Genomic DNA, 24,081 nt, shown 5'->3' on the forward strand with positions numbered 1-24,081 from the left:
CTGTACGGCGGCTGTGCGGGAAAGCGCTTGCCCGCACCTCCCGGCGCACCCGTCCCTGCGCCCCCGGGGTGCCGGGCGGCCGGCGCGCCCCGACGTGCCCCCTCCGTGCAGGAATCGTTGCCTTCCCAGGCGTAGACGCCGCCGTAGCCCGTCTGTAACACTCTGCCAACACGTACGCAAATTATGAGCAGATCAGCGATGGAACTGCATGGGATGAGCGCAACTTCACTTGCTGATCCCGCACGTTTCGAATAGCTCTTCTATGGCTCGGCTCTTCTCGACAACCCCCTGATCCCCCACACACACAGAGGGACTTCATGAGAACGAAGCGCTCGATACCACGGTTGCTGGCGGGGGTGGTCTCCGGCAGCCTGCTGCTGCTCGGCGGCACGGCCCTGCCCGCCGTCGCCGCCGGGGCCCACGACCTCGCGGCCGGCAAGGCGGCGCAGGCAAGCAGCGCCAGCGGCCGGAACACCGCCGACCGGCTCAGCGACGGCGACCAGGGCACGTACTGGCAAAGCGGCGCCGTCAGCGCCGCCAAGCCGCAGTGGGCCCAGGTCAACCTGGGCGCCAGCACCCTGGTGGACAGGGTGCAGCTGAAGGTGCCGGCCTCCTGGAAGGCCCGCACCGAGACCCTGTCGCTGCAGGCCAGCGACGACGGCACGCTGTTCTCCACGATCGTCGGCTCGAAGGCGTATACCTTCTCGCCCGACAAGGGCAACACCGTCACCGTCGACTTCCCGGCCACGACGGCGCGTTACGTGCGCGCCGAGGTCTCCGGCAACTCCGCCGCCGACGCGGCGCAGCTGTCGGAGATCACCGTGCAGGCCGCCGCGGCCGGTGCCAACCTCGCCGCCGGCAAGCCCACCGCCGAGTCCGGCCACGCCGACGTCTACGGCTCGGGCAACGCGGTCGACGGCAACGCCAACACCTACTGGGAGAGCACCAACAACGCCTTCCCGCAGTGGCTGCGCGTCGACCTCGGCTCCGCGGTGCCGGTCAACACCGTCACCCTGAAGCTGCCGCCGGCCACCGCGTGGCAGACCCGCACCCAGACGCTGGCCGTGCAGGGCAGCACCAACGGCACGACCTTCACCGACCTGGTGGCCTCCAAGGGCTACACGTTCAACCCGGCCACCGGCAACACGGTCACCATCACCTTCAACACCGCCACCACCCGGTACGTCCGGCTGAACATCACCGGCAACACCGGCTGGCCGGCCGGCCAGGTCTCGGAGTTCGAGGTCTACGGCCCCGCCACCGGTGACGTCACCGCCCCGTCGGCGCCGTCGAACCTGGCGTACACCCAGCCCGCGTCCGGCCAGGTCAAGCTGACCTGGAACGCCGCGACCGACGACACCGGCGTGACCGCCTACGACGTCTACGCCAACGGCCAGCTGCGCACCTCGGTCGCCGGCAACGTGCTGACCTACACCGACAGCCAGCCCGACACCGCGACCGTGTCGTACTACGTCAAGGCGCGCGACGCGGCCGGCAACCAGTCGGCGAGCAGCAACACCGTCACCCGCACCGGCACCTCCGGCGACACCCAGCCGCCGAGCGCCCCGTCGAACCTGGCGTTCACCCAGCCCGGCTCCGGCCAGATCAAGCTGACCTGGAGCGCCGCGAGCGACAACACCGCGGTCACCGGCTACGAGGTCTTCGCCAACGGGACCAAGATCGCCACCACCGGCGGCAGCACCCTCACCTACACCGACAACCAGCCCGACAGCGCCACCGTCTCGTACTTCGTACGGGCGATCGACGCGGCCGGCAACGAGTCGGCCAACAGCAACACGGTGACCCGCACCGGCACCACCCCGCCCACCGGCGGCACCAACCAGGCGGTCGGCAAGCCGATCACCGCGTCCTCCACGGTGCAGAACTTCGTCGCGACCAACGCCAACGACGACAGCGTCACCACCTACTGGGAGGGCACCGGCACCAGCACGCTGACCGTGCAGCTCGGCGCCAACGTCGACACCAGCTCGGTCGTGGTCAAGCTCAACCCGGACCCGGCGTGGGGCCCGCGCACCCAGACCATCGAGGTCCAGGGCCGCGAGCAGAGCGCGAGCGGCTTCACCCAGCTGGTGGCGCCCAAGAGCTACTCCTTCAGCCCGTCCAGCGGCGGCAACACCGTCACCATCCCGGTGACCGCCCGGGTCGCGGACGTCCGGCTGGTCTTCAGCGCCAACTCCGGTGCCGGCGGCGGCCAGGCCGCGGAGTTCCAGGTCATCGGCACGCCGGGACCGAACCCCGACCTGACCGTGACCGGCCTGACCGCGTCGCCCGCGGCCCCGGTGGAGACCGACCCGATCACCCTCAACGCGACGGTGAAGAACATCGGCACCAACGCCTCGCCGGCCAGCAACGTCAACTTCTACCTCGGCACCGCCAAGGTCGGCACCGCCAACGTCGGCGCGCTCGCCGCGGGCGCCAGCACCACCGTCCAGGCGGCGATCGGCGCCAGGGACGCCGGCAGCTACCAGCTGACGGCCAAGGTGGACGAGGCGAACACGGTCGTCGAGCAGAACGACACCAACAACTCCTACACCAACCCCACCGCCCTGGTCGTCAAGCCGGTCGACACCTCCGACCTGCTGGCCTCCCCGGTGGCGTGGTCGCCGGGCAACCCGTCGGCGGGCAACAACGTCACCTTCTCGGTCGCCATCAAGAACCAGGGCACCGTCGCGGCGGCCTCCGGCGCGCACAACGTGACCCTCACCGTCGCCGACGCCTCCAGCGGCAGCGTGGTGAAGACCCTCACCGGCTCCTACAACGGCGCGATCGCCGCCGGCGCCACCACCGCACCGGTCAACCTGGGCAGCTGGACGGCCGCCAACGGCAAGTACACGGTCAAGACCGTGATCGCCGCGGACGCCAACGAGCTGTCGATCAAGCAGGCCAACAACACCAGCACGCAGTCCCTCTTCGTCGGCCGCGGCGCCAACATGCCGTACGACGTCTACGAGGCCGAGGACGGCGTCACCGGCGGCGGCGCGACAGTCCTCGGGCCGAACCGCACCATCGGCGACCCGGCCGGTGAGGCGTCCGGCCGCAAGGCGGTGCACCTGGGCGGCAACGGCCAGTACGTCGAGTGGACGACCCGCAACCCCACCAACACGCTGGTCACCCGCTTCAACATCCCCGACGGCACCGACTCCACGACGCTCAACGTCTACGTGGACGGCACCTTCCTCAAGACCATCACGCTGACCTCGAAGTTCGAGTGGCTGTACGGCGACGAGGCGAGCCCGAACAACTCGCCCGGCTCCGGCTCCCCGCGGCACATCTACGACGAGGCCAACGTGCTGCTGGGCACCACGGTCGCGGCCGGCCACAAGATTCGGCTGGAGAAGGACGCGGCGAACACCGCCTCGTACTACAACATCGACTACATCAACCTGGAGCAGGCGACCCCGGTCGCCAACCCCGACCCGACGAAGTACGTCGTGCCGGCCGGCTTCACCCAGCAGGATGTGCAGAACGCACTGGACACCGCGCGGCAGGACACCAGCAAGCTCGGCGTCTACCTGCCCGCCGGCGACTACTCCACCGCCAACAAGTTCACCGTCTACGGCCGGGCGATCAAGGTGATCGGCGCCGGTCCCTGGTTCACCCGGTTCTTCACGCCGCAGACCCAGGAGAACACCGACGGCGGCTTCTCGCTGCAGTCCGGCTCCAGCGGTTCGAGCTTCACCGGCTTCGGCTTCTTCGGCAACTACACCAGCCGGATCGACGGGCCGGGCAAGGTCTTCGACCTCAACGGCGTGGCGAACCTGACGATCGACAACCTGTGGATCGAGCACACGATCTGCGGGGTGTGGGCGACCAACGTCGACAACTCCACGATCAGCAACCTGCGGATCCGCGACACGTTCGCCGACGGCGTGAACCTCACCAACGGCTCGACGGGCAACACCGTCACCAACAGCGAGGCCCGCAGCACCGGTGACGACTCCTTCGCCCTCTTCCCGGCCATCGACAACCACAACGAGCAGGAGACCGGCAACACCTTCCAGAACCTCAGCGTGCAGACGGTATGGCGCGCGGCGGGCCTGGCGGTCTACGGCGGCGGTGGCAACACCTTCAGCAACCTCTACATCGCCGACAGCCTGACCTACCCGGGCATCACCATCGGCTCGCTGGCCTTCGGCGGCATCCCGGCGCTGGGCTTCGAGTCCTCGCCGACGACCAACTTCTCCAACATCACCCTGGCCAGGGACGGCGGCCACTTCTGGGGCCAGCAGGCCTTCCCGGCGCTGTGGATCTACTCCGCGGAGTTCAAGCTCCAGGGCATCAGGATCAGCGACGTGGACATCTCCGACCCGACGTACCAGGGCGTGATGTTCCAGACCAAGTGGAACGGCAGCACCTCGCTCAACCCGATCTCCGACACCGTCTTCACCAACCTGTCGGTGACCGGGGCGCACAAGAGCGGTGACGCCTTCGACGCCAAGTCCGGCTTCGGCCTGTGGGCCAACCCGCAGCCGGAACCCGGGCAGGGCCCGGCGGTGGGCTCGGTGACGATCAACGGGTTGCACGAAAGTGACAACGCCGTGGACATCCAGAACCCCACCACCACGTTCACGATCAACGTCAACAACTGAGTTCCGCAGGCCAGAGCGGGTGCCCGCGTTCGAAAGCTGAACGCGGGCACCCGCGCGTGCCCGCTGACGGCCCAGGGACAGGCGGTCATGGGCCCGGTTTCGTATTCAGTTGGTGAACGCGGGGTCTTGACGGGGCATTGGTCTAGTCCTACGGTCACCGATGCGCCCGACAGTCAGGTCGGCGTCCACCGTTCCATCCGCTGAACGCGGCGGACGGTGTGGTCTGTCCGCAACGGAAGGCCTCCCCCCATGCAAAGACCGCGCATCGAGCTGAGAAGGCTCGGCGCCCTCACCGCAGTCCCCGCCCTGGCCGCCGGCCTGCTGCTCGCCACCGGCGGCACGGCCCACGCCGCGGCGAACCCCGGACCCGGCTTCCCCGCGCAGTACGCCGCCCCCTACGCCGAGGTCTGGAACTCGCCCTCGGCCCTCACCACCGTCCGCAACGCCACCGGCCTGAAGTACTTCACGCTCGCCTTCGTCATCGACGGCGGCGGCTGCAACGCCACCTTCAACGGCGACACCTCCATCACCGACGGCAACTGGACCTCGGCGATCAACAGCCTGCGCGCGGCCGGCGGCGACGTCATCGCCTCCTTCGGCGGCGCCTCCGGCACCGAGGAGGCGCTGGCCTGTACGTCGGTCTCCGCGCTGGAGACCCAGTACAAGCGGGTCATCGACGGCCTCAACCTCACCCGCGTCGACTTCGACATCGAGGGCAGCGCGCTCAACAACACCGCCGCCAACGACCGCCGCAACACCGCGCTGGCCGACCTCCAGCAGCAGTACGCCGCCCAGGGCAAGCGCCTGGACGTGCAGTACACCCTGCCGGTCTCGCCGAGCGGCCTGGAGTCCAACTCCATCAGCCTGCTCAACAATGCCAAGAGCCACAACCTCACCGTCAACCTCGTCAACATCATGACGATGGACTACGGCTCGGCCATGGACATGGGCAACGCCGCCATCAGCGCCGCCCAGGGCCTGCACAACCAGCTCGGCCAGATCTGGACCGGCAAGTCCTCGGCGCAGCTGTGGGCCATGGAGGGCAACACCCCGATGATCGGGGTCAACGACACCTCCAGCGAGGTCTTCTCCACCTCCGACGCGCAGGACGTGGCGAACTTCGCCAAGTCCAACGGCATCCAGGAGCTGTCCTTCTGGGCGCTCGGCCGCGACAAGGCGTGCGCCAGCAACGGCGGCTCCGCGCAGAGCGGTTGCAGCGGCACCTCGCAGTCCGCGTGGCAGTTCTCCAGCATCTTCAACGGCATCACCGGCGGCGGTGGCACGACCCCGCCGCCGCCCACCGGCTCCACCGGCCCGATCCGCTCCGGCTACGCCAACAAGTGCGTCGACGTCGCCGCGGCAGCCACCGCCAACGGCACCGCCGTGCAGCTCTACGACTGCAACGGCACGGGCGCGCAGAACTGGACCGTCGGCTCCGACGGCACCCTGCGGGCGCTCGGCAAGTGCATGGACGTGACGTCCGCCGGCACCGCCAACGGCACCAAGGTGCAGCTGTGGGACTGCAACGGCACCGGCTCGCAGGTGTGGCAGAAGAACACCGGCAACACCCTGCGCAACCCGCAGTCCGGCAGGTGCCTGGACGCCACCGGGCCGAGCTCGGCCAACGGCACCCGGCTGCAGATCTGGGACTGCGCCGGCAGCACCAACCAGCAGTGGACGCTGCCGTCCTGACCCGGCGGCAGCAGCGGTGAACGCCCGGCGCCGGGCGGGTCGGCGGACCCGCCCGGCGCCGGGGCGTCTATCCCGGCCCGCGCGGCGCACATCGGCGAAGATCGGATCATCACGCCGCCACCGGGGCATCCGGCCCCGCCGGCGGCACCGCCGCGTACCCCCGCGAGGAGCCCGATGAACACCGCAGAACTGCTCGCCGACGGCTACGGCCGGATCAAGGAGGCCGTCCACTCCGCCGTCGAGGGACTGACCGCCGAGGAGCTCGCCCACCGCGTCGACCCCGACGCCAACACCGTCGGCTGGCTGGTCTGGCACCTCACCCGGGTCCAGGACGACCATGTCGCCGATGTCGCCGGCCGCCCGCAGGTGTGGACCGCGGGCGGCTGGGACGAGCGCTTCGGCCTGCCCTTCGACCCCGCCGACATCGGCTACGGCCACGACTGCGCCGATGTCGCCCAGGTCCGCCCCGCCTCCGCCGACCTGCTCACCGGCTACTACGACGCCGTCCACGAGCAGAGCCTGGACTACCTCGGCGGCCTGGCCGACGCCGACCTCGACCGGGTCGTGGACCGCCGCTGGACCCCGCATGTGACGCTCGGCGTCCGGCTGGTCAGCGTCATCGGCGACGACCTCCAGCACGCCGGGCAGGCCGCCTTCCTGCGCGGCCACCTGCTGCGCCGCCGGGGGTGACCGGATGCCGAGGCCCTGACCCCGGTGATAGAGTTACTTAACCTAAGTTAAGTAATTGACCCACTGACCCGGGCGGGGTGTGAAGGGCCTGATGGCGACACAGGACGCGACCAAGCGAATACAGCGAAGGACACCGCGCATCGCGGCCGACCATCCGCACTACAAGTGGGTGGCGCTGTCCAACACCACCCTCGGCATGCTGATCGCCACGATCAACTCGTCGATCGTGCTGATCTCGCTGCCCGCGATCTTCAACGGCATCAGGCTTGACCCGCTCCAGCCCGGGAACGTCAGCTACCTGCTGTGGATGCTGATGGGCTACATGCTGGTCACCGCGGTCCTGGTGGTCACGCTCGGCCGGCTCGGCGACATCTTCGGCCGGGTCAAGATCTACAACGCCGGCTTCCTGATCTTCACCGTCACCTCGGTGATCCTGTCGGTCGACCCGCTGCACGGCGGCGGCGGAGCCCTGTGGCTCATCGGCTGGCGCGTCGCCCAGGCCGTCGGCGGCTCCATGCTGATGGCCAACTCCGCGGCGATCATCACCGACGCCTTCCCGGCCCGCCAGCGCGGCATGGCGCTCGGCGTCAACATGGTCGCCGGCATCGCCGGCTCCTTCATCGGCCTGGTCCTCGGCGGCCTGCTCGCCGAGTGGAACTGGCGCTCCATCTTCTGGGTGAACGTGCCGATCGGCCTGATCGGCACCGTGTGGGCCTACCGCTCGCTGCACGAGACCGGGGTGCGCCGCCCGGCCAAGATGGACTGGTGGGGCAACATCAGCTTCGCCGTGGGCCTGACCGCGCTGCTGGCCGGCATCACCTACGGCATCCAGCCCTACGGCGGCCACACCATGGGCTGGACCAACCCGTGGGTGCTCGCCGGCCTCATCGGCGGCGTCGCCGTCCTGGTGGCCTTCTGCCTCATCGAGGACCGGGTCGCCGAGCCGATGTTCCCGCTCAAGCTCTTCCGCAACGCCGCCTTCGCCGGCGGCAACGCCGCGACGCTGCTCGGCTCCATCGCGCGCGGCGGCCTGCAGTTCATGCTCATCATCTGGCTCCAGGGCATCTGGCTGCCGCTGCACGGCTACAACTACGCCGACACGCCCCTGTGGGCCGGCATCTACCTGCTGCCGCTCACCGTCGGCTTCCTGGCCGCCGGACCCATCGCCGGCGCGCTGTCCGACCGCTACGGCGCCCGGCTCTTCGCCGCGTCCGGCTTCGTGGTGATGGCCGGCTCCTTCGCCGGGCTGCTGCTGATCCCCACCGACTTCAGCTACTGGGTCTTCGCGCTGGTGGTCTTCCTCAACGGCCTGGGCGGCGGGCTGTTCGCCGCGCCCAACACCTCGATCATCATGGCCAGCGTGCCCGCCGAGTCGCGCGGTGCCGCCTCCGGCATGCGCGCCACCTTCCAGAACGCCGGCATGGTGCTGTCCATCGGCGTGTTCTTCTCGCTGATGGTCGCCGGTCTCGCCCGCTCGCTGCCGCACACCCTCAGCACCGGCCTGATGGCCCAGGGCGTGCCCGCCTCCAACGCGCACGACGTGGCGAACCTGCCGCCGGTCGGCACGCTCTTCGCGGCCTTCCTCGGCTACAACCCGATCCAGCAGCTGCTCGGCCCCGACCTGCTGGGCTCGCTGCCCAAGGCCAACGCGCACACCCTGACCGGCCGGGAGTTCTTCCCGCACCTGATCTCCGGACCCTTCCACGACGGCCTGGTCGTGGTGTTCGCCCTGGCGATCGTGATGTCCTTGGTCGCGGCGGGCGCCTCGCTGATCCGCAGCCGGCGCGTCGCCCCGACGCATGTGAGCCAGACCCAGGACAGCTGACCGCGGTACGACCCAGGAGGCGCCCCGCCATGACCGACACCGACGGGCGCGGGGCGCCCTCCTCCGCCGCCGTGGCCCGGCTCCGGCTGGTCATCGCCCGGCTCTACCGCCAGCTCGCGCAGGCCAGCAACGACGACCTCAACCTCACCTACGCCCAGCTGTCCGCGCTGGCCAGGATCCAGGAGCACGGCCCCCTGCGGCTCGGCGAGCTGGCCGCGTACGAGCAGGTCGCCGCGCCCTCCCTGACCCGTACCGTCGCGCCGCTGGCCGCCGCCGGGCTCATCGCCAAGCAGCCCGACCCCTCCGACGGGCGCTCCTGGCTGGTCAGCGTCACCGCGCAGGGCAGTGACGTACTCGACCGGATCCGCCGCCGGCGCTCGGAGCTGCTGGCCCGCCGGATGGCCCGGCTCGACGCCGGGCAGCTCGACGCGCTGCTCGCGGCGCTGCCGGCACTGGAGCAGTTGCTGACCGAGCCGCAGCCGGCCGCCGGGGACGCGCCGGGCGACCGCGAGGACGCGGGGGCGCGCCGCTGAGCTGTCGCGGGTACGGGGCAGGGGCGCGGGGCCGAGCTCCGCGGATACGGGCCCGGGCCCGCGGCTGCCGGGCCGCTACGGGGGCCCTGCGTCAGCCCGGTGCGTCGCCGGCCGGCTCGCCCGGCACCCGGTGGCTGCCGCCCGGCTCCAGCGGCGGGGCGTTCACCCCGCAGCTCGCCCGGCACTGCGGCTGCGCGGCCGGCTCCGCGCCCTCCGCCTCGGCCAGCGCCTGCGGCGGCACCAGCGTGAAGGCCAGCAGCGCGGCCAGCGCGCACAGCCCCGCGCAGATGAGCATCGCCGAGCCGAAGGCGTCGTTCACCTTGCCCGGCGAGCGGTACGCCTGGTCCGACAGGCCCACCGCCAGCGGCAGCGCCGCCACGATCAGCAGCTGCGCCACCCGGGCGGCGGCGTTGTTGACCCCGCTGGCGATCCCGGCGTGGTCCACGTCCACCGACGCCAGCACCGTCGCCGTCAGCGGCGCCACGAACAGGCTCATCCCCAGCCCCTGCACCACCACCGCCGGCAGCACGTCCAGCCAGTACGACGACGAGCCCGGCCCCAGCCGCATGAGCAGCAGCAGCCCGGCCGCCGTCACCAGCGGCCCCACCGTCAGCGGCAGCCGCGGCCCGATCCGCTGCGCCAGCGCCCCGGCCGGCGCCGACAGTGCCAGCATCAGCACCGTCACCGGCAGCGTCGCGAGCCCCGCCCGCAGCGCGCTGTAGCCGGCGGCGATCTGCAACTGCACCGGCAGGATGAAGAAGACCCCGCCGATCGCCGCGTACAGGCACAGCGTCACCACGTTCATCGAGGTGAACAGCCGCGAGGAGAACACCGACAGCGGCAGCATCGGATGCCCGACCCGGCGTTCGGTGCGCCAGAACGCCACCCCGCACGCCACCCCCAGCAGCGCCGGCACCACCACCGCCGGCCACGACGGATGCCCGGAGGCGGAGATCAGCGCGTACGTCACCCCGGCCAGGCACAGCGCGGCGAGCGCCGCCCCCCGCACGTCGAAGCTGCCCGAGGCGTTGCGGTCCCGGCTCTCGGGCACATGCCGCACCGCGATCGCCACCACGACCGCGGCCACCGGCAGGTTCACCAGGAAGATCCACCGCCAGCCCGGGCCGTCCACCAGCCAGCCGCCCAGGAACGGCCCGACCGCGCCCGCCACCCCGCCCAGCCCCGACCACGCCCCCACCGCCTTGGCCCGGTCCTCCGGCCGGAAGGTGGACTGCACCAGCGCCAGCGACCCCGGCGTCAGCAGCGCCCCGCCCACGCCCTGGAGCGCGCGGGCCGCGATCAGCACCCCGTCGTCCGGCGCGATCCCGCACAGCGCCGAGGCCAGCGCGAACCACACCACGCCGACCACGAACACCCGGCGCCGCCCGTAGCGGTCGCCGAGCCCGCCGCCGAGCAGGATCAGCCCGGCCAGCGTGAGCATGTAGCCGTTGACGGTCCACTGCAGCGCCGACAGCGGCGCGTCCAGGTCCTCGCCGATCCGCGGCAGCGCGATGTTCACGATCGTGCCGTCCAGCAGCGCCATGCCCGAGCCCAGCACCGAGCACGCCAGCACCCACCGCCCGGTGCGGGACGCCAGCGGCACCCCCGCCCCGCCCTGATCCTGGATCATGAGCCCACCCTAGGACGTGAGGTGCGCGGTGGCCCGGTATCGCGGAAAGGGATGAGGGCAGAGATGACAATGGTCGGGGCAACCCGACCAGCCGACTAGCCGAGGAGACGTGAATGCCGCACCAGCGTGCCGGGACACCGGCCGGGACCGAGGACCTGGTGGACGTACCCCGCCTGCTCACGGCGTATTACACGCTGCACCCCGACCCGCAGGAGCCGGGCCAGCAGGTGGCGTTCGGGACGTCGGGGCACCGCGGCTCCTCGCTGCAGACCGCGTTCAACGAGGACCACATCGCCGCCACCAGCCAGGCCATCTGCGACTACCGCGCACAGCAGGGCACCACAGGACCGCTCTTCCTCGGCGCCGACACCCACGCGCTGTCCGAGCCTGCCCGGGTGACCGCCCTGGAGGTCTTCGCCGCCAACGGAGTGACGGTGCTGCTGGACGAGAACGACGGCTTCACGCCGACGCCCGCGGTCTCGCACGCCATCCTGACGTACAACAAGGGCCGCACCACGGGCCTGGCCGACGGCGTCGTCGTCACCCCCTCGCACAACCCGCCCTCCGACGGCGGCTTCAAGTACAACCCGCCCAGCGGCGGCCCGGCCGGCTCCGACGCCACCGGGTGGATCCAGGACCGCGCCAACCAGCTCATCGGCGACGGCCTCGAAGGCGTCCACCGGATCGGCTACACCCGGGCGCTGGCCGCCGACACCACCGCCCGCTACGACTTCCTCGGCCGCTACGTCGACGACCTGCCCGCCGTCCTCGACCTGGTCGCGGTGCGGCGCGCCGGGGTGACGATCGGCGCCGACCCGCTCGGCGGCGCCTCGGTCGACTACTGGGGCCGGATCGCCGAGTGGCACGGCCTGGACCTGACGGTCGTCAACCCCACGACCGACCCGACCTGGCGCTTCATGACGCTGGACTGGGACGGCAAGATCCGCATGGACTGCTCCTCGCCGTACGCGATGGCCTCGCTCATCGCGCGCAAGGACGCCTTCGCCGTCGCCACCGGCAACGACGCGGACGCCGACCGGCACGGCATCGTCACCCCCGACGGCGGGCTGATGAACCCCAACCACTACCTCGCCGTCGCCATCTCCTACCTCGCCGGGCACCGCGAGCAGTGGGGCCCGCAGCTCGCCATCGGCAAGACGCTGGTGTCGTCCTCGATGATCGACAAGGTCGTCGCCGACCTCGGCCGGCCGCTGACCGAAGTGCCGGTCGGCTTCAAGTGGTTCGTCGACGGGCTGCTCGGCGGCACCCTCGCCTTCGGCGGCGAGGAGTCCGCGGGCGCGTCCTTCCTGCGCCGCGACGGCAGCGTGTGGACCACCGACAAGGACGGCATCCTGCTGGCGCTGCTGGCCGCCGAGATCACCGCCGTCACCGGCCGCACCCCCTCCGAGCACTACGCCGATCTCACCGGGCGCTTCGGCGAGCCCGCCTACGCCCGGATCGACGCGCCCGCCGACCGCCGGCAGAAGGCGATCCTGGCCAAGCTCTCGCCCGACCAGGTGCCCGCCAAGGAGCTGGCCGGCGAGCAGGTCACCGCGGTGCTCACCGAGGCGCCCGGCAACGGCGCCGCGATCGGCGGCATCAAGGTGTGCACCGACAGCGCCTGGTTCGCCGCCCGGCCGTCCGGCACCGAGGACGTCTACAAGATCTACGCCGAGTCCTTCCGCGGCCCCGACCACCTCGCGCAGGTGCAGCAGGAGGCGCGCGACATCGTGGGCGCGGCGCTCGGCGCCTGACGCCCCGCCGGCGCGCGGCCCCGGGACGCCCCGGGGCCGCACGCCGGCGCCGTCAGGCCAGCTGGGCGGCCTGCAGCCCGGCGTAGGCGCCGCCGCTGCGCAGCAGCTCGGCGTGCGAGCCGACCTCGGCGATCCGGCCCTCGTCCATCACCACGATGCGGTCGGCGTTCCTGATGGTCGACAGGCGGTGCGCGACCACGAAGACCGTACGGCCGCGCACCAGCCGGGTCAGCGCCTGCTGCACCAGCGCCTCCGAGCGGGAGTCCAGCGCCGAGGTCGCCTCGTCCAGGACCAGCACCCGCGGGTCGCGGATCAGCGCCCGGGCGATCGCCAGCCGCTGCTTCTGACCGCCCGACAGGCGGGCGCCGCGCTCACCGACGACGGTGTCCAGGCCGTCCGGCAGCCGGTCGATGAACTCCAGCGCGTTGGCGTCCCGCAGCGCCGCCCGCACCCGCTCGTCCGGCACGCCGGCCATGCCGTAGGTGACGTTCTCCCGGATGCTGCCCTCGAACAGGATCGACTCCTGCGGCACCACCGACAGCCAGTTGCGGTAGTCGCGCAGGTCCAGTGTCTCCATGTCGGCACCGTCCAGCAGGATGCTGCCCTGCGAGGGCCGCAGGAAGCCGATCACCAGGTTCAGCACCGTCGACTTGCCCGCGCCCGAGCCGCCCACCAGGGCGATCGTCTCACCGGGCCGCACATCCAGGTCAAAGCCGGTCACCGACGGGCGGTCCGCCTCGGGGTAGGTGTGCCCGACCCCGCGGAACTCGAAGCGGCCCACGACGCCCTCGACCGGCGCCTTGCCGTCGTTCTGCTCCAGGTCCGGCGCCTGCAGCACCTCGCCGATCGAGCGCACCGACTCCAGGCCCTTGCCGATCTGCGGGGTCAGCGTCAGCAGCGTGGTCACCGACGCGGTGAGGCTGGAGAAGTACGCGCTGAGCATCACCACGGTGCCGGGGGTGACGCTCAGCCAGCCGTAGTACGCCACCAGCGCCGAGCCGGCCAGGCACGCCACGCCGATCGCGTTGAGCAGGATCCAGGCGATCGAGCCGAACCAGCCGTTGAGCCGGTCCAGCCGCAGCCCCGCGTGCAGCACCTCGCCCAGGGTGCGGTCCACCCGGTGCAGCGCGGTCGTCTCCAGGCCGTGCGCGCGGGTGATGGGGATCAGCGCCGTCATCTCGTTGACCCGCGACGACAGCTGCTCCACCTGCTGCCGGAAGGACTCGTTGCGGTGCCGCAGCCGCCGCCGCAGCTTGACCACCAGCGTCGCGGAGGCCGGCACCACCACCAGGTAGACCGGCAGGAAGGCCGGCGCCTGGATGCCGATGACGACCAGGCCGCCGCTGAGCGTGGCGAGCGCGGCCAGGCCGTTGTCCGCGGTCTGCTGCGCCGCGGTCTCTATCGTCTCGACGTCCCGGATCACCTTGGCCTGCAGCACCCCGGCGCTCACCCGGGAGTGGTAGCCGATGGACAGCTGCTGCATGCGGTGGCACAGCGCGCTGCGCAGCCGGGTGCCGGTGCGGCGGATGGAGCCCTGCATGCAGCGCACGTACGTCAGGTGCAGCGGCAGGTTGAGCACCAGGATCACCAGCAGGATCGCGGAGTTCCACCACAGGATGTGGATCGGGCGGTGCTGGACGACGACGTCCACGACGTTCGCGGTGATCAGCGGGAGCAGCCACACCGGGGTGTGCTTGCCGAAGAAGGCGGCGACGGCGAGGGCGACCCGCCGCCGGTCGGGATGGAAGAGGTAGAGGAGGGTTCGTACGGGGTGCTCGCCACGGTAGCGGTGGCTGAGCGTGCCTTGCGGCAACGCCATTGCAGGCTCCTCGAATCACGTCTTCGCGGTGGTCGCGCGGCAGCGCGCCGAGCAGCACCTCGGCGCTGAGGTGCTGCTCGTGGCGTGTGCGCGTGCATCCACCCTAGGACGTGTTCATGCCGCCGCGCCCGGGCGTTTTCCCGCTCGTCGTACGGCCCGGGGCGCGGTCGGGCCGGGGGTCCGGCTCAGAGCACCACGACCGAGCGCAGCACGTCGCCGGCCTGCATCCGGTCGAAGGCCGCCTCGATCTCGTCCAGCGCGATGGTCTCGCTCACGAACGCGCCCAGGTCCAGCCGCCCTTGCAGATGCAGGTCGATCAGCATCGGGAAGTCCCGCGAGGGCAGGCAGTCGCCGTACCACGACGACTTCAGGGCGCCGCCGCGGCCGAAGACGTCCAGCAGCGGCAGGTCGATGCGCATGTCCGGGGTGGGCACCCCGACCAGCACGACGGTCCCGGCGAGATCCCGGGCGTAGAAGGCCTGTTCGTACGTCTCCGGGCGGCCCACCGCCTCGATCACCACATCGGCCCCGAAGCCGCCGGTCAGCGCGCGGATCGCCTCGACCGGGTCCTGGGCGCGGGCGTTGACGGTGTGGGTGGCGCCGAGCGCGGAGGCGGTGGCGAGCTTGCGGTCGTCGACGTCCACCGCGATGATCCGGGCCGCGCCGGCCAGCCGGGAGCCGGCCACCGCCGCGTTGCCGACGCCGCCGCAGCCGATCACCGCGACCGAGTCGCCGCGGCCGACCGCCCCGGTGTTCACCGCCGCGCCGATCCCCGCCATCACCCCGCAGCCGAGCAGCCCGGCCACGGACGGCGCGACCGACGGGTCGACCTTGGTGCACTGCCCGGCCGCGACCAGCGTCTTCTCGGCGAACGCGCCGATGCCGAGCGCGGGGGAGAGCTCCCTGCCGCCGAGCGTCATCTTCTGCCGGGCGTTGTGGGTGTCGAAGCAGTACCAGGGGCGACCGCGCAGGCAGGCCCGGCAGCGCCCGCACACCGCACGCCAGTTGAGGATCACGAAGTCGCCGGGCGCCACCTCGGTCACGCCCGGGCCGACCTCCTCGACCAGGCCCGCCGCCTCGTGCCCGAGCAGATACGGGAAGTCCTCGCCGATGCCGCCCTGCTTGTAGTGCAGGTCGGTGTGGCAGACCCCGCACGCCTGGACCCGCACCACCGCCTCGCCCGGGCCGGGGTCGGGCACCGTGATCGTCTCGACCCGCACCCGCTCGCCCTTGCCGGGTGCGACCACCCCGCGGACTTCCTGCGCCATCTGGAGCCCTCCTTCGCCCTCGTCCCGCCGCCGTCGCCGTGGCCGGGCCGTGGCGGCGGCGTCCCGCCGGCGTCGTCCGGGCGCCGGCGTGCCGCTGCCGACGATAGGTCAGCGGCGGGCCGATCGCGCCCTTCGGTGCAGGAGCGTGCCGCCGAGCAGCAGGACGAGGCTGCCCGCGGCGGCGGCGCCCGCACCGTCGGCGCCGGTGTGCGCCAGGGTGGGCTCGGCGGAGGCGGTGGGCCCGGCGGGAGCGGCTTCGGCGGGCGGCGCCGGATTCGGGGTGTGGGCGGGCGGGGCGGGGTTCTCGGCGTTCACCGAGGTGTTGCCGGTCGACGGGTTGCCGACGCCCACCACGTCCACCCCGTTGCCCGTGACGTTCACCGGGAGGTCCAGCGGCAGCTGCAGCCCGTTGCCGGACAGCACGCCGGCCGAGCCGCGCGCACCGCCCAGGGCGAGCGCGCCGCCGCCCTGCGACGCGCCCGAGGCGGCGGACGCGCCCGGCGTATCCGACGTGCCCGCGGCGCCCGGCGAGGTGGCGCCGGCCGCGCCTTCCGCCGGGCCGTCGGCGCACGCGTTGCCCGACACCGCGTTGAGCAGGCCGGCCACGCTGACGGTGTTGCCGCACACGTTCACGGGTACGTGGACGGGAACCTGGAGCCCGTTGCCCGACAGCACTCCCGGCGACCCGGCGGCCTCCCCGCCGGCGGACGCGTCGGCCTGCGCGTATCCGGCCGACGCCAGCACGCCGCCGGCGACCATCGCGGAGACAAGACCCCTGCGGGCGAGCCTGTTCATACGATTCCTGCCTTCCGGACATCATCATCGGGATCATCGGGCCGTATGCCCGCACAGTGACAACGCCGCGGAGGGCCATTCGGGTCATGACGCCGGGACATTTCATCCCTACGTGTTGCTGCACCTTTGCAGGTGCGACCTCCCGATATTCACATCGGAAAATACGGGAAGAGGGGGAGCGGGAACCGGGCCGACACGCCGTCAGGCCGCCGCCTCCTCCACCTCGCCGATCCGCGCCCGGGCCGCCGAGAGCGCCGCGGATATCTCCCGCGTCCCGGTCGACACGCACAACGTGTAGGCGGTGTCCCGCAGTTGCTCCTCGGCCCGCGGGTTCGCGCCCGCCTCGGCGGACAGCTCCTCGTAGCGGTCCACCAGGTTCCGCAGCACGGTCGGGTGCGCCATCAGCATCGTCGTACTCCTCGAAGATCGGTGAAGTCGACCCCCATATGCCCGCTCTCGGCAGGTGCATGCGCGATACACGGGGAATGTCGTGCAGATCTCATTGCCGGCCCCGTCGCCGGGCAGCGGTCCGTGCCCGCGGGCCGGGCGGGGGAACCCCGGGTGGGGTCCGCCGGCCGGCCCGGAGGGAAAGCCGATGAATCGACTAATCGATACTGCGCAGAATGTGCGTCTCGGAGAGGTCGTCCTCGTACCCCGCCAGGCGGATCGGGGCACACCGGGCCCAGGTGTTCAGCGGGCCCTCCTCGTCGAGCAGCACCACCTTGCCGGACGTGCGTTCTGCGGCCGGCTCCTTGGGCGTGAGCTGATCTTGTGACACCGCGGACTCCTTGCGTCGCGTCGACCCGGACACCCCGCGCGGCCATGGCCCTGCGTCGGGAGCGCCCGGCTGGATTCCAACTTCGGGCGGTACGGACGCGGTGGCGCCTGTTGCGATAGCCGGAAGCGCGGCCGAAGGTGGCGACTCGTTCCGGGACGGGCTGCGGGGCCGGTACATCCCCTGCGGGCCTGTTCGTCTCGCACAGAGTATTCCCGGTCGCACGCCCGCCACCAGCCGGTTTTGCCCCGGGTTCAACTCGCGTGCGATCCCGGTTCAACCCGGTTTCGACGACCCGGCGGCTTCAGTACGGGCCCGCACTGCTACCTTTTGCCGTGCTCAACAGCAAGAAAGTCGGTAAGGACCTGGCTGGGCCATCCGGGTCAGCGATACCCGCCGCACCCGTCCCGCCCGCCGCCCCGCGCCGCCGCCGGCTGCTCGCCGATATCACCCCGTTGCGCGAGAACGCCGACTTCCGGCGGCTGTGGTTCGGCAACACCATCTCGTACATAGGCCAGCAGATGACGGCGATGGCCGTCTCCCTCCAGGTCTACGCGATCACCGGCTCCAGCTTCTACGTCGGCCTGGTGGGCCTGTGCTCGCTCGTCCCGCTGATCGTCTTCGGGCTGTACGGCGGGGCCGTCGCGGACGCCGTCGACCGCCGCCGCCTCGGACTGGTCAGCGCGACCGGCTCCTTCGTGCTGTCCGCCGCGCTCGCCGCCACCGCGCTCGCCCACCTGCGGATCGTCGGCGTGCTCTACGCGATCGTCGCCCTGCAGGCGGTCTGCTTCGCCATGAACTCCCCGGCCCGCGCCTCCATGACCCCGCGGCTGCTGCCGCCCGCGCAACTGCCGGCCGCCAACGCGCTGGCCTCGCTCGCCGGCGGCGTCGGCCAGATGACCGGCCCGATGCTCGGCGGCGTCTTCGTGGGCCTGTGGGGCTACCAGGCCGCGTACCTGATCGACGCCGCCGCCTTCACCGCCTCCCTCTACGCGATGTGGCGGCTGCCGGCGATGCTGCCGGGCGAGGGCGACGCCGACCCCGCGGTGCGCCGCCGCCCCTCCGTCATGGAGGGCCTGCGCTACCTCGCCGCCCGGCCCAACCTGCGCACCACCTTCGTCACCGACCTGTGCGCCATGGTCCTGGCCCAGCCGCGCGTGCTGTTCCCGGCCGTCGCGGGCCTGTGGTACGGCGGCGGCACCAGCACCGTCGGCCTGCTCGCCGCCGCGCCCGCCGTGGGCGCGCTGCTGGGCAGCGTCTTCTCCGGCTGGCTCGGCAGGGTGCGCCGCCAGGGCTTCGCGGTGCTGCTCGCCGTCGGCTCCTGGGGCGCCGCCATCGCCGTCTTCGGCCTGACCCGCAACCTGCTGCTGGGCCTGGTCTTCCTGGCGCTGGCCGGCTGCGCGGACACCGTGAGCATGGTCTTCCGCAATACGATGCTCCAGTCCGCCGCCCCCGACGACATGCGCGGCCGGCTCCAGGGCGTCTTCCTCGTCGTGGTCGTCGGCGGCCCCCGCCTCGGCGACTTCCTCGCCGGCAGCGCGGCCGACCTCTTCACCCCGACCGCCGCGGTCCTCGGCGGCGGCCTGGCGTGCATCGCCGCGATCACCCTGATCGGGCTTTTCCAGCGCGGCTTCATCTCCTACGACGCGGGCCGCCCGGTGGCCTGAGGCCGCCCCGCCCGTGCCCGCGCCGCCCGTACCCGCGCCGGCTCAGCGGCCGGGCGGCGCGGCCTCGCCGACGTACACCCAGCGGCCGTCCTCGCGGACGAAGCGGCTGTCCTCGTGCTGCTCGCCGGCCGCCGCGCCGGCGCGGTAGCGGGCCCGGAACTCGACCGTGCCCTCGGTGTGGAAGGCGCTGCCGCCGGTGGTCCGGACGATCTCCAGGCCGGTCCAGCGCACGTCCGGGTCGAAGTCCAGCCGCGGCGGGCGGGTCGAGGAGTGCCAGCTGCGCAGCAGATATCCGGCGTCGCGGACCGCGAAGGCGCTGTAGCGCGACCGCATCAGCCGCTCGGCGGTCGCGGCCAGGGCGGTCCCCGCGTGCAGGGCGCCGCAGCAGTCGGCGTACGGGGCGGGCAGCCCGCACGGGCACTGCCGGGGCGGCGCGCCGGCGCTCGGGGCGGGGGCGGCGGCCTGGGCGCGGCGGGCGGGCTTCTTGCCGGTGGCGGGGCGGCGGGCGGGGCGCGAGGACATGCCACCAGTGTCGCGGACGCGCCCGCCCCGGCGTGCCGCCGTCCGGCCCACCGGGTGTTTCGTCCGCGCCGGGGCGGAAACGCGCAGTGCGGGGCGACCGCGCCCCGCGCGACGGCCCATGCGCCGGCCGCTCCTGAAGCCCATGCGACGGAAGGACACCCCGTGAGTACGGCACCCGAACAGTCCGCGGAGCCGACGGCCCAGGTGACCGTCACCCTCGACCGCTGCGGCAAGGAGGACGCCAAGGCCGTCCTCGACGCGCTGCACACCAGCTTCCCGTGCGACAGCGCCTCCGAGAGCGCGCCGGGCGAGACCGCCGGCGACGGCCCGGTCGTGCGGACCGCGACCTTCGACGTCTCCCGCACCCTCGCCCTCCCCGGCCCCGGCCGGCTCTCCGCGCCGGTGACGCTGACCGCGCAGGGCGGCTACCACGCCGTGGACCGGCTCCGGGAGGGCCTGGCCGAGTCCTTCGCGGTCACCGTCACCGGCACCGCGTCCGGCGACCAGGAGCAGGAGGTCGCCTTCCGCCTGGACAACCGCTGAGCCCGCCCGCCGGGGGCGAGCACGCCGTACGCGGCCCGCGGAGGCCCGGCGTGCTCGGGCCCGGCCCGGGCGAGAGCTGCGCCGTCCTGGGCTACGTCTGCGCCCGCGCCCGGTCGCGCTTGCGCCGCGCCGGGTCGCGCCCGCGTCGTGTCGCTCAGGTGGTGTGGGCGGCGCGTACGGCGGCGACGGTGTCCGCCTCGGCCGCGGGTTTGTCCTCGCGGTAGCGGAGGACGCGCGCGAAGCGCAGGGTCAGGCCCGCCGGGTAGCGGGGTGAGGTCTGCACGCCGTCGTAGGCGATCTCCACGACCAGCTCGGGCCGGACCGTCACCACATGCCCGTCGTCGTGCTCGGCGAGCGCCAGCAGCCGCTCGGTCTGCCAGGCCAGCAGCTCGTCGGTCAGGCCCTTGAACGTCTTGCCGAGCATGACGAAGGAGCCGTCCTCGCCGCGCGCCCCCAGATGCAGGTTGGACAGCCGGCCGGTGCGCCGGCCGTGGCCCCACTCGGCGGCGAGCACCACCAGGTCGAGGGTGTGCACGGGCTTGACCTTGATCCACGACGCGCCGCGCCGCCCCGCCGCGTACGGCCCGTCGTCCGCCTTGACGACGACGCCCTCGTGGCCGCGCTCCAGCGTCGCCGCCATGAACTCCTCCGCCTCGCGCACCGCCGCCGGGTCCGCCGGGTCCGCGACGACCGCCCGCCTGACCCGGGCGGCGGGCGGGACCAGCGCCTCCAGCGCCTCGTGGCGTACGGCGTAGGGCAGGTCCAGCAGGTCCCGATCGCCGGCCGACAGCACGTCGAAGAAGACCGCCGAGACCGGCATCGCCCGCGCCGCCGCGGCGACGTCGACCCGTGAGCCGACCCGGCCGGCCGTCTCCTGGAAGGGCCGCGGCCGGCCGGCGGAGTCAAAGGCCAGCACCTCGCCGTCCAGCACAAAGCGCTCGCCCTCCAGCGTGCGCACCGTCGCGGCGATCTCCGGCAGCCGGCCGGTCACGTCGTCGAGGGTGCGGGTGAACAGCCGCACCTCCTCGCCGTCGCGGTGCGCCTGGATGCGGATGCCGTCCAGCTTCTCCTCCACCGCGCAGGGCCCGGCGAGCTTGCCGACCGCCTCCCGCACCGACTTCGCGGAGGCCGCGAGCATCGGCAGCAGCGGGCGGCCCACGGTGAGCCGGAAGTCCGTGAGCGCCGCGGGTCCGCGGGCCAGCAGCGCCTGCGCCACCGGTTCGAGCGCGCCGGCCAGCATGACCGCCCGCCGCACCTCGGCCGGCGGCGCGCCCGTCGCCTCCGCCAATCCCTCCGCGGCGGCGGCGTCCAGGGCGCCCTGCCGGACCTCGCCGGTGATCAGGCCGATCAGGTACTCCTGCTCCACGGCGGTGGCCGCGGCCATCAGGTCCTGGATCAGCGCCCGCCGGCCGGCCTGCGCGCCCTGGCCCGACACGGCCGCGACCGCGGACAGGGCGGCGTCCACGCCCGCGACGGTCAGCGAGGGCGCCGGGGCGGGCGCGGCGCGGTCGCGCAGCGCGGCCCAGCCGACGCCCAGCCGGCCCTGCGGGAGCCGCCCGGCGAGGTAGGCGATGGCGACGGGCACGTCCTGCGGCTCGGCGTCCCGGAAGAAGCCGGCGAGCAGTTCCCTCTTGCGGGAGCGGGACGCCGTGCCCGCGACATCCCGGGAGACCCGGGCGACCTCGGCGAAGAGCATGTGTCCATCCTGCGACGGCCGGTGCGGGAGTGCGAGGGTTCACTCGAACGGGGAATCGAAAAGGCGTGCGATCCGGCGTTATGGTGGGGGCATGCTCCACCAGCAGACATCACTCTTCGCCACCGGCGCACCGGTCCTGGGCGGTCTGGACCGGCTGCGCCGCACCCCGCTCGCCCACGGCGCGTGGATCGACGTCCTGCCCGGCTGGCTCAGCGGCGCCGACGACCTGTTCGCCGAGCTCGCCGCCGAGGTGCCCTGGCGGGAGGAGCGCCGCCAGATGTACGACAACGTGGTGGCGGTGCCCCGGCTGCTCGCCCACTACGGCCCCGGCGAGCCGCTGCCCGACCCGGTGCTGGCCGAGGCCCGCGACCGCCTCGGCCGGCACTACGCCGCCGAGCTCGGGGAGCCCTTCGTCAGTGCGGGCCTGTGCTACTACCGCGACGGGCGGGACAGCGTGGCCTGGCACGGCGACCGGTTCGGGCGCGGCGCCACGCACGACACGATGGTCGCGATCCTGTCCCTCGGCGAGCCCCGCCCGCTGCTGCTGCGCCCCCGCGGCGGCGGCGAGCCCGCCCGCAAGGTCCCGCTGGGGCACGGGGACCTCATCGTGATGGGCGGCAGCTGCCAGCGCACCTGGGACCACGCGATACCCAAGACCCGCGCGAGCGTCGGCGGCCGGATCAGCGTCCAGTTCCGCCCCCGCGGGGTGGCCTGACCGCCCGGGTACGGGCGGTACGGGCCCGGTTGCGGGGCGGGGCGCGGGGCCCGCGCGCGGGGGCGACCCGGCGCCCGCAGGCGCGCGGGGGAGGCGCGCCGCATCATGGAGGTGGGCCGTCCTGAGCCGTGCGGTGGACGGTTCCCCCGGCCGGTTTCCACGCCGGGCGGGCGGGCAGGCGAGCGGGTGAAAGATCGCCGGGCCGCCGTGGACCTGCGGTGGTGCGGCCGTTCCGGCTCGGGCAGGCCCCGGCCAGGAAGGACGGTGGTCATCGTGCGAAGCGCGTCCGAAGCGGCGGTCCTGGCCGCCGTCCCGCGGGCGGTGGCCCGCGGGTACCCCCGCAGTCCGGTCGAGGCAGGTGCGGCGACATGACCAGGCCGATCGACAGCACGATGGGTGACGACGGCACGATGGGCGACGACGTCTACCAGCCGGACGGCAGCGAGATCCGCGAGGACGCCGGTCCGCTGGAGCCGGAGGACACCCTGGTCGACCGCGGTATCCCCGAAGTGCTCGACGAGGGGTATTCGCCGCCGGAGAAGCCGCGCGCCGTCGACGAGTACGGCACGACCGCGATCGAGCAGTACGACCGCGAGACGCTGGACGAGCGGCTGCCGCGCGAACGGCCCGACGTACCGGACGGCGCCGGCGACGGGGACGGGCTCGGCGACGCCTCCGACACCGACGGCGAACTGCTCGACATCGAGGCGGGAGACGCACGCTCCGGCCGGCTGGTCGCCCCCGACGAGGGGGTGCACGTCCGGCGGGACGGCATGGTCGGCGAGGACGTCGGCATCGACGGCGGCGCGGCCTCGGCGGAGGAGGCGGCGGTGCACGTGGTGTCGGACGAGAACTGGCCGGAGCCGGAGGAATGAACGCGGCCGGTCCGGCGGGACGGCGCGGCGCCGCCGGGGAGAAGCGCCGGTGGCGGCGCGGTGACGGCGCGGAAGGCCGAGTCAGGGCAACGCGAGCAGGCGAGGAGCCGGTTGGTATGAGCGACGAGACGAGGCCGGGCGACCTGCCCGGGGTGCCCTCCGAGCACGAGCGGATCATGGGATCGGCCAACATCCGCAGGGAGGCTGCCTACTTCGACGCGCGGGCCGAGGCCGACGTCGAGGCGCAGGAGGCGGCCAGGGAGTATCACGAGGGGCTGTCCGCCGAGGTGCAGGCGTCGGGCCACCGGCTGCACGAGATGCTGGAGGGCATGCGGCACGACGACACCAGGATCCCGACCCGCGCCCAACTGCGCCCCCTCTACCACGCGCTGGCCCGGCACTGCGAGGCGACCGAGAAGACCGCCCGCCGGGCCCTGGACGACCGGCATGCCGCCGCGGAGGTCGTGGAGGACGACCGCGCAGAGGGCGAGCGGCTGCAGGCCAACCTCAAGGACCTGATCACCCGGGACCAGCCGGAGGACACCTTCGCGCTCTCGGTGGCCGGAGTGCTCGGCAACATCGACCTCTACGTGGCCCAGGAGCGGCGCGACCTGATACCCGCGATCGACCGGGAGCTGTCACCCACCCAGAGCGCCCGGCTGGCCCGGCACT

19 protein-coding genes are annotated in these 24,081 nt (G+C 72.9%); 11 read left to right on the forward strand and 8 right to left on the reverse strand.

Annotation, left to right across the window (positions count from 1 at the left end; translation table 11 throughout):
* Positions 1–317: 317 nt before the first annotated feature.
* The 5 genes from HCN08_RS12595 to HCN08_RS12615 all read left to right on the forward strand — a co-directional run bounded on the left by HCN08_RS12595 (position 318) and on the right by HCN08_RS12615 (position 9,350).
* Positions 318–4,610 (forward strand): discoidin domain-containing protein, encoded by a 4,293-nt coding sequence (locus HCN08_RS12595; RefSeq protein WP_167983077.1) that lies wholly within the window; start codon positions 318–320, stop codon positions 4,608–4,610.
* Between the two features lie 249 nt (positions 4,611–4,859).
* Positions 4,860–6,302, forward strand: a complete 1,443-nt coding sequence (locus HCN08_RS12600; RefSeq protein WP_167983078.1) for a chitinase — start codon at positions 4,860–4,862, stop codon at positions 6,300–6,302.
* Positions 6,303–6,476: 174 nt separating this feature from the next.
* Positions 6,477–6,992, forward strand: coding sequence for a mycothiol transferase (locus HCN08_RS12605; RefSeq protein ID WP_167983079.1), 516 nt, complete (start codon positions 6,477–6,479; stop codon positions 6,990–6,992).
* A gap of 91 nt (positions 6,993–7,083) precedes the next feature.
* Positions 7,084–8,817 (forward strand): MFS transporter, encoded by a 1,734-nt coding sequence (locus HCN08_RS12610; protein ID WP_167983080.1) that lies wholly within the window; start codon positions 7,084–7,086, stop codon positions 8,815–8,817.
* 29 nt (positions 8,818–8,846) lie between these two features.
* The gene (locus HCN08_RS12615; protein ID WP_167983081.1) at positions 8,847–9,350 is read left to right on the forward strand and encodes a MarR family transcriptional regulator; all 504 of its coding nucleotides are present in this window, start codon (positions 8,847–8,849) and stop codon (positions 9,348–9,350) included.
* Between the two features lie 91 nt (positions 9,351–9,441).
* Here HCN08_RS12615 and HCN08_RS12620 read toward each other — a convergent pair whose 3' ends face one another.
* Positions 9,442–10,980: an MFS transporter gene (locus HCN08_RS12620; RefSeq protein WP_167983082.1), complete on the reverse strand. Its 1,539-nt coding sequence runs from the start codon at positions 10,978–10,980 to the stop codon at positions 9,442–9,444.
* Between the two features lie 113 nt (positions 10,981–11,093).
* On the opposite strand from HCN08_RS12620, the gene pgm reads away from it, so the two are divergent.
* A complete protein-coding gene (pgm, locus tag HCN08_RS12625; protein ID WP_167983083.1) occupies positions 11,094–12,734 on the forward strand; it encodes a phosphoglucomutase (alpha-D-glucose-1,6-bisphosphate-dependent) in 1,641 nt (546 codons plus the stop codon).
* 52 nt (positions 12,735–12,786) lie between these two features.
* On the opposite strand, the gene HCN08_RS12630 is transcribed toward pgm, so the two are convergent.
* The 5 genes from HCN08_RS12630 to HCN08_RS12650 all read right to left on the reverse strand — a co-directional run bounded on the left by HCN08_RS12630 (position 12,787) and on the right by HCN08_RS12650 (position 17,394).
* Positions 12,787–14,553, reverse strand: coding sequence for an ABC transporter ATP-binding protein (locus HCN08_RS12630; RefSeq protein WP_167983084.1), 1,767 nt, complete (start codon positions 14,551–14,553; stop codon positions 12,787–12,789).
* A 185-nt stretch (positions 14,554–14,738) separates the two neighbouring features.
* A complete protein-coding gene (locus tag HCN08_RS12635; protein WP_167983085.1) occupies positions 14,739–15,821 on the reverse strand; it encodes an S-(hydroxymethyl)mycothiol dehydrogenase in 1,083 nt (360 codons plus the stop codon).
* A 108-nt stretch (positions 15,822–15,929) separates the two neighbouring features.
* Positions 15,930–16,616 (reverse strand): chaplin, encoded by a 687-nt coding sequence (locus HCN08_RS12640; protein WP_167983086.1) that lies wholly within the window; start codon positions 16,614–16,616, stop codon positions 15,930–15,932.
* 201 nt (positions 16,617–16,817) lie between these two features.
* Positions 16,818–17,024, reverse strand: a complete 207-nt coding sequence (locus tag HCN08_RS12645) for a DUF5133 domain-containing protein (RefSeq protein ID WP_167983087.1) — start codon at positions 17,022–17,024, stop codon at positions 16,818–16,820.
* Positions 17,025–17,220: 196 nt separating this feature from the next.
* Positions 17,221–17,394, reverse strand: coding sequence for a hypothetical protein (locus HCN08_RS12650; protein WP_167983088.1), 174 nt, complete (start codon positions 17,392–17,394; stop codon positions 17,221–17,223).
* A 386-nt stretch (positions 17,395–17,780) separates the two neighbouring features.
* On the opposite strand from HCN08_RS12650, the gene HCN08_RS12655 reads away from it, so the two are divergent.
* Positions 17,781–19,058 carry an MFS transporter gene (locus HCN08_RS12655; RefSeq protein WP_322974409.1) on the forward strand — a complete coding sequence of 426 codons (1,278 nt, stop codon included), beginning with the start codon at positions 17,781–17,783 and terminating at the stop codon, positions 19,056–19,058.
* Between the two features lie 42 nt (positions 19,059–19,100).
* Here the strand turns inward: HCN08_RS12655 and HCN08_RS12660 are convergent, their stop codons facing one another.
* Complete coding sequence (locus HCN08_RS12660) at positions 19,101–19,580, reverse strand: YchJ family protein (protein ID WP_167983090.1); 480 nt, start codon at positions 19,578–19,580, stop codon at positions 19,101–19,103.
* A 162-nt stretch (positions 19,581–19,742) separates the two neighbouring features.
* Here HCN08_RS12660 and HCN08_RS12665 point away from each other — a divergent pair, with 162 nt between their 5' ends.
* Positions 19,743–20,123 (forward strand): hypothetical protein, encoded by a 381-nt coding sequence (locus HCN08_RS12665; protein ID WP_167983091.1) that lies wholly within the window; start codon positions 19,743–19,745, stop codon positions 20,121–20,123.
* A 154-nt stretch (positions 20,124–20,277) separates the two neighbouring features.
* On the opposite strand, the gene HCN08_RS12670 is transcribed toward HCN08_RS12665, so the two are convergent.
* Positions 20,278–21,819, reverse strand: coding sequence for an ATP-dependent DNA ligase (locus tag HCN08_RS12670; protein WP_167983092.1), 1,542 nt, complete (start codon positions 21,817–21,819; stop codon positions 20,278–20,280).
* A gap of 91 nt (positions 21,820–21,910) precedes the next feature.
* Between HCN08_RS12670 and HCN08_RS12675 the strand changes: the two genes are divergently transcribed.
* From HCN08_RS12675 to HCN08_RS12685, 3 genes are all read left to right on the forward strand, one after another.
* Positions 21,911–22,534 carry an alpha-ketoglutarate-dependent dioxygenase AlkB family protein gene (locus HCN08_RS12675; RefSeq protein WP_167983093.1) on the forward strand — a complete coding sequence of 208 codons (624 nt, stop codon included), beginning with the start codon at positions 21,911–21,913 and terminating at the stop codon, positions 22,532–22,534.
* 368 nt (positions 22,535–22,902) lie between these two features.
* A complete protein-coding gene (locus tag HCN08_RS12680; RefSeq protein WP_240970020.1) occupies positions 22,903–23,409 on the forward strand; it encodes a DUF5709 domain-containing protein in 507 nt (168 codons plus the stop codon).
* Between the two features lie 116 nt (positions 23,410–23,525).
* Positions 23,526–24,081, forward strand: a 556-nt coding sequence (locus tag HCN08_RS12685; protein ID WP_167983094.1) for a hypothetical protein, incomplete at its 3' end; no start/stop codon positions are given.

Origin of the sequence: Actinacidiphila epipremni, assembly GCF_012034175.1 — a bacterium.
GTDB lineage: Bacteria > Actinomycetota > Actinomycetes > Streptomycetales > Streptomycetaceae > Actinacidiphila > Actinacidiphila epipremni.

Bases quoted from the DNA above. Each gene is read 5' to 3' on its own strand.
- HCN08_RS12615 (WP_167983081.1), top strand. From the start codon at position 8,847: ATGACCGACACCGACGGGCGCGGGGCGCCCTCCTCCGCCGCCGTGGCC.
- HCN08_RS12670 (WP_167983092.1), bottom strand. From the start codon at position 21,819: ATGCTCTTCGCCGAGGTCGCCCGGGTCTCCCGGGATGTCGCGGGCACG.
- HCN08_RS12595 (WP_167983077.1), top strand. From the start codon at position 318: ATGAGAACGAAGCGCTCGATACCACGGTTGCTGGCGGGGGTGGTCTCC.
- pgm (WP_167983083.1), top strand. From the start codon at position 11,094: ATGCCGCACCAGCGTGCCGGGACACCGGCCGGGACCGAGGACCTGGTG.
- HCN08_RS12645 (WP_167983087.1), bottom strand. From the start codon at position 17,024: ATGCTGATGGCGCACCCGACCGTGCTGCGGAACCTGGTGGACCGCTAC.
- HCN08_RS12630 (WP_167983084.1), bottom strand. From the start codon at position 14,553: ATGGCGTTGCCGCAAGGCACGCTCAGCCACCGCTACCGTGGCGAGCAC.
- HCN08_RS12605 (WP_167983079.1), top strand. From the start codon at position 6,477: ATGAACACCGCAGAACTGCTCGCCGACGGCTACGGCCGGATCAAGGAG.
- HCN08_RS12660 (WP_167983090.1), bottom strand. From the start codon at position 19,580: ATGTCCTCGCGCCCCGCCCGCCGCCCCGCCACCGGCAAGAAGCCCGCC.
- HCN08_RS12675 (WP_167983093.1), top strand. From the start codon at position 21,911: ATGCTCCACCAGCAGACATCACTCTTCGCCACCGGCGCACCGGTCCTG.
- HCN08_RS12635 (WP_167983085.1), bottom strand. From the start codon at position 15,821: ATGGCGCAGGAAGTCCGCGGGGTGGTCGCACCCGGCAAGGGCGAGCGG.
- HCN08_RS12610 (WP_167983080.1), top strand. From the start codon at position 7,084: ATGGCGACACAGGACGCGACCAAGCGAATACAGCGAAGGACACCGCGC.
- HCN08_RS12600 (WP_167983078.1), top strand. From the start codon at position 4,860: ATGCAAAGACCGCGCATCGAGCTGAGAAGGCTCGGCGCCCTCACCGCA.
- HCN08_RS12640 (WP_167983086.1), bottom strand. From the start codon at position 16,616: ATGAACAGGCTCGCCCGCAGGGGTCTTGTCTCCGCGATGGTCGCCGGC.
- HCN08_RS12680 (WP_240970020.1), top strand. From the start codon at position 22,903: ATGACCAGGCCGATCGACAGCACGATGGGTGACGACGGCACGATGGGC.
- HCN08_RS12620 (WP_167983082.1), bottom strand. From the start codon at position 10,980: ATGATCCAGGATCAGGGCGGGGCGGGGGTGCCGCTGGCGTCCCGCACC.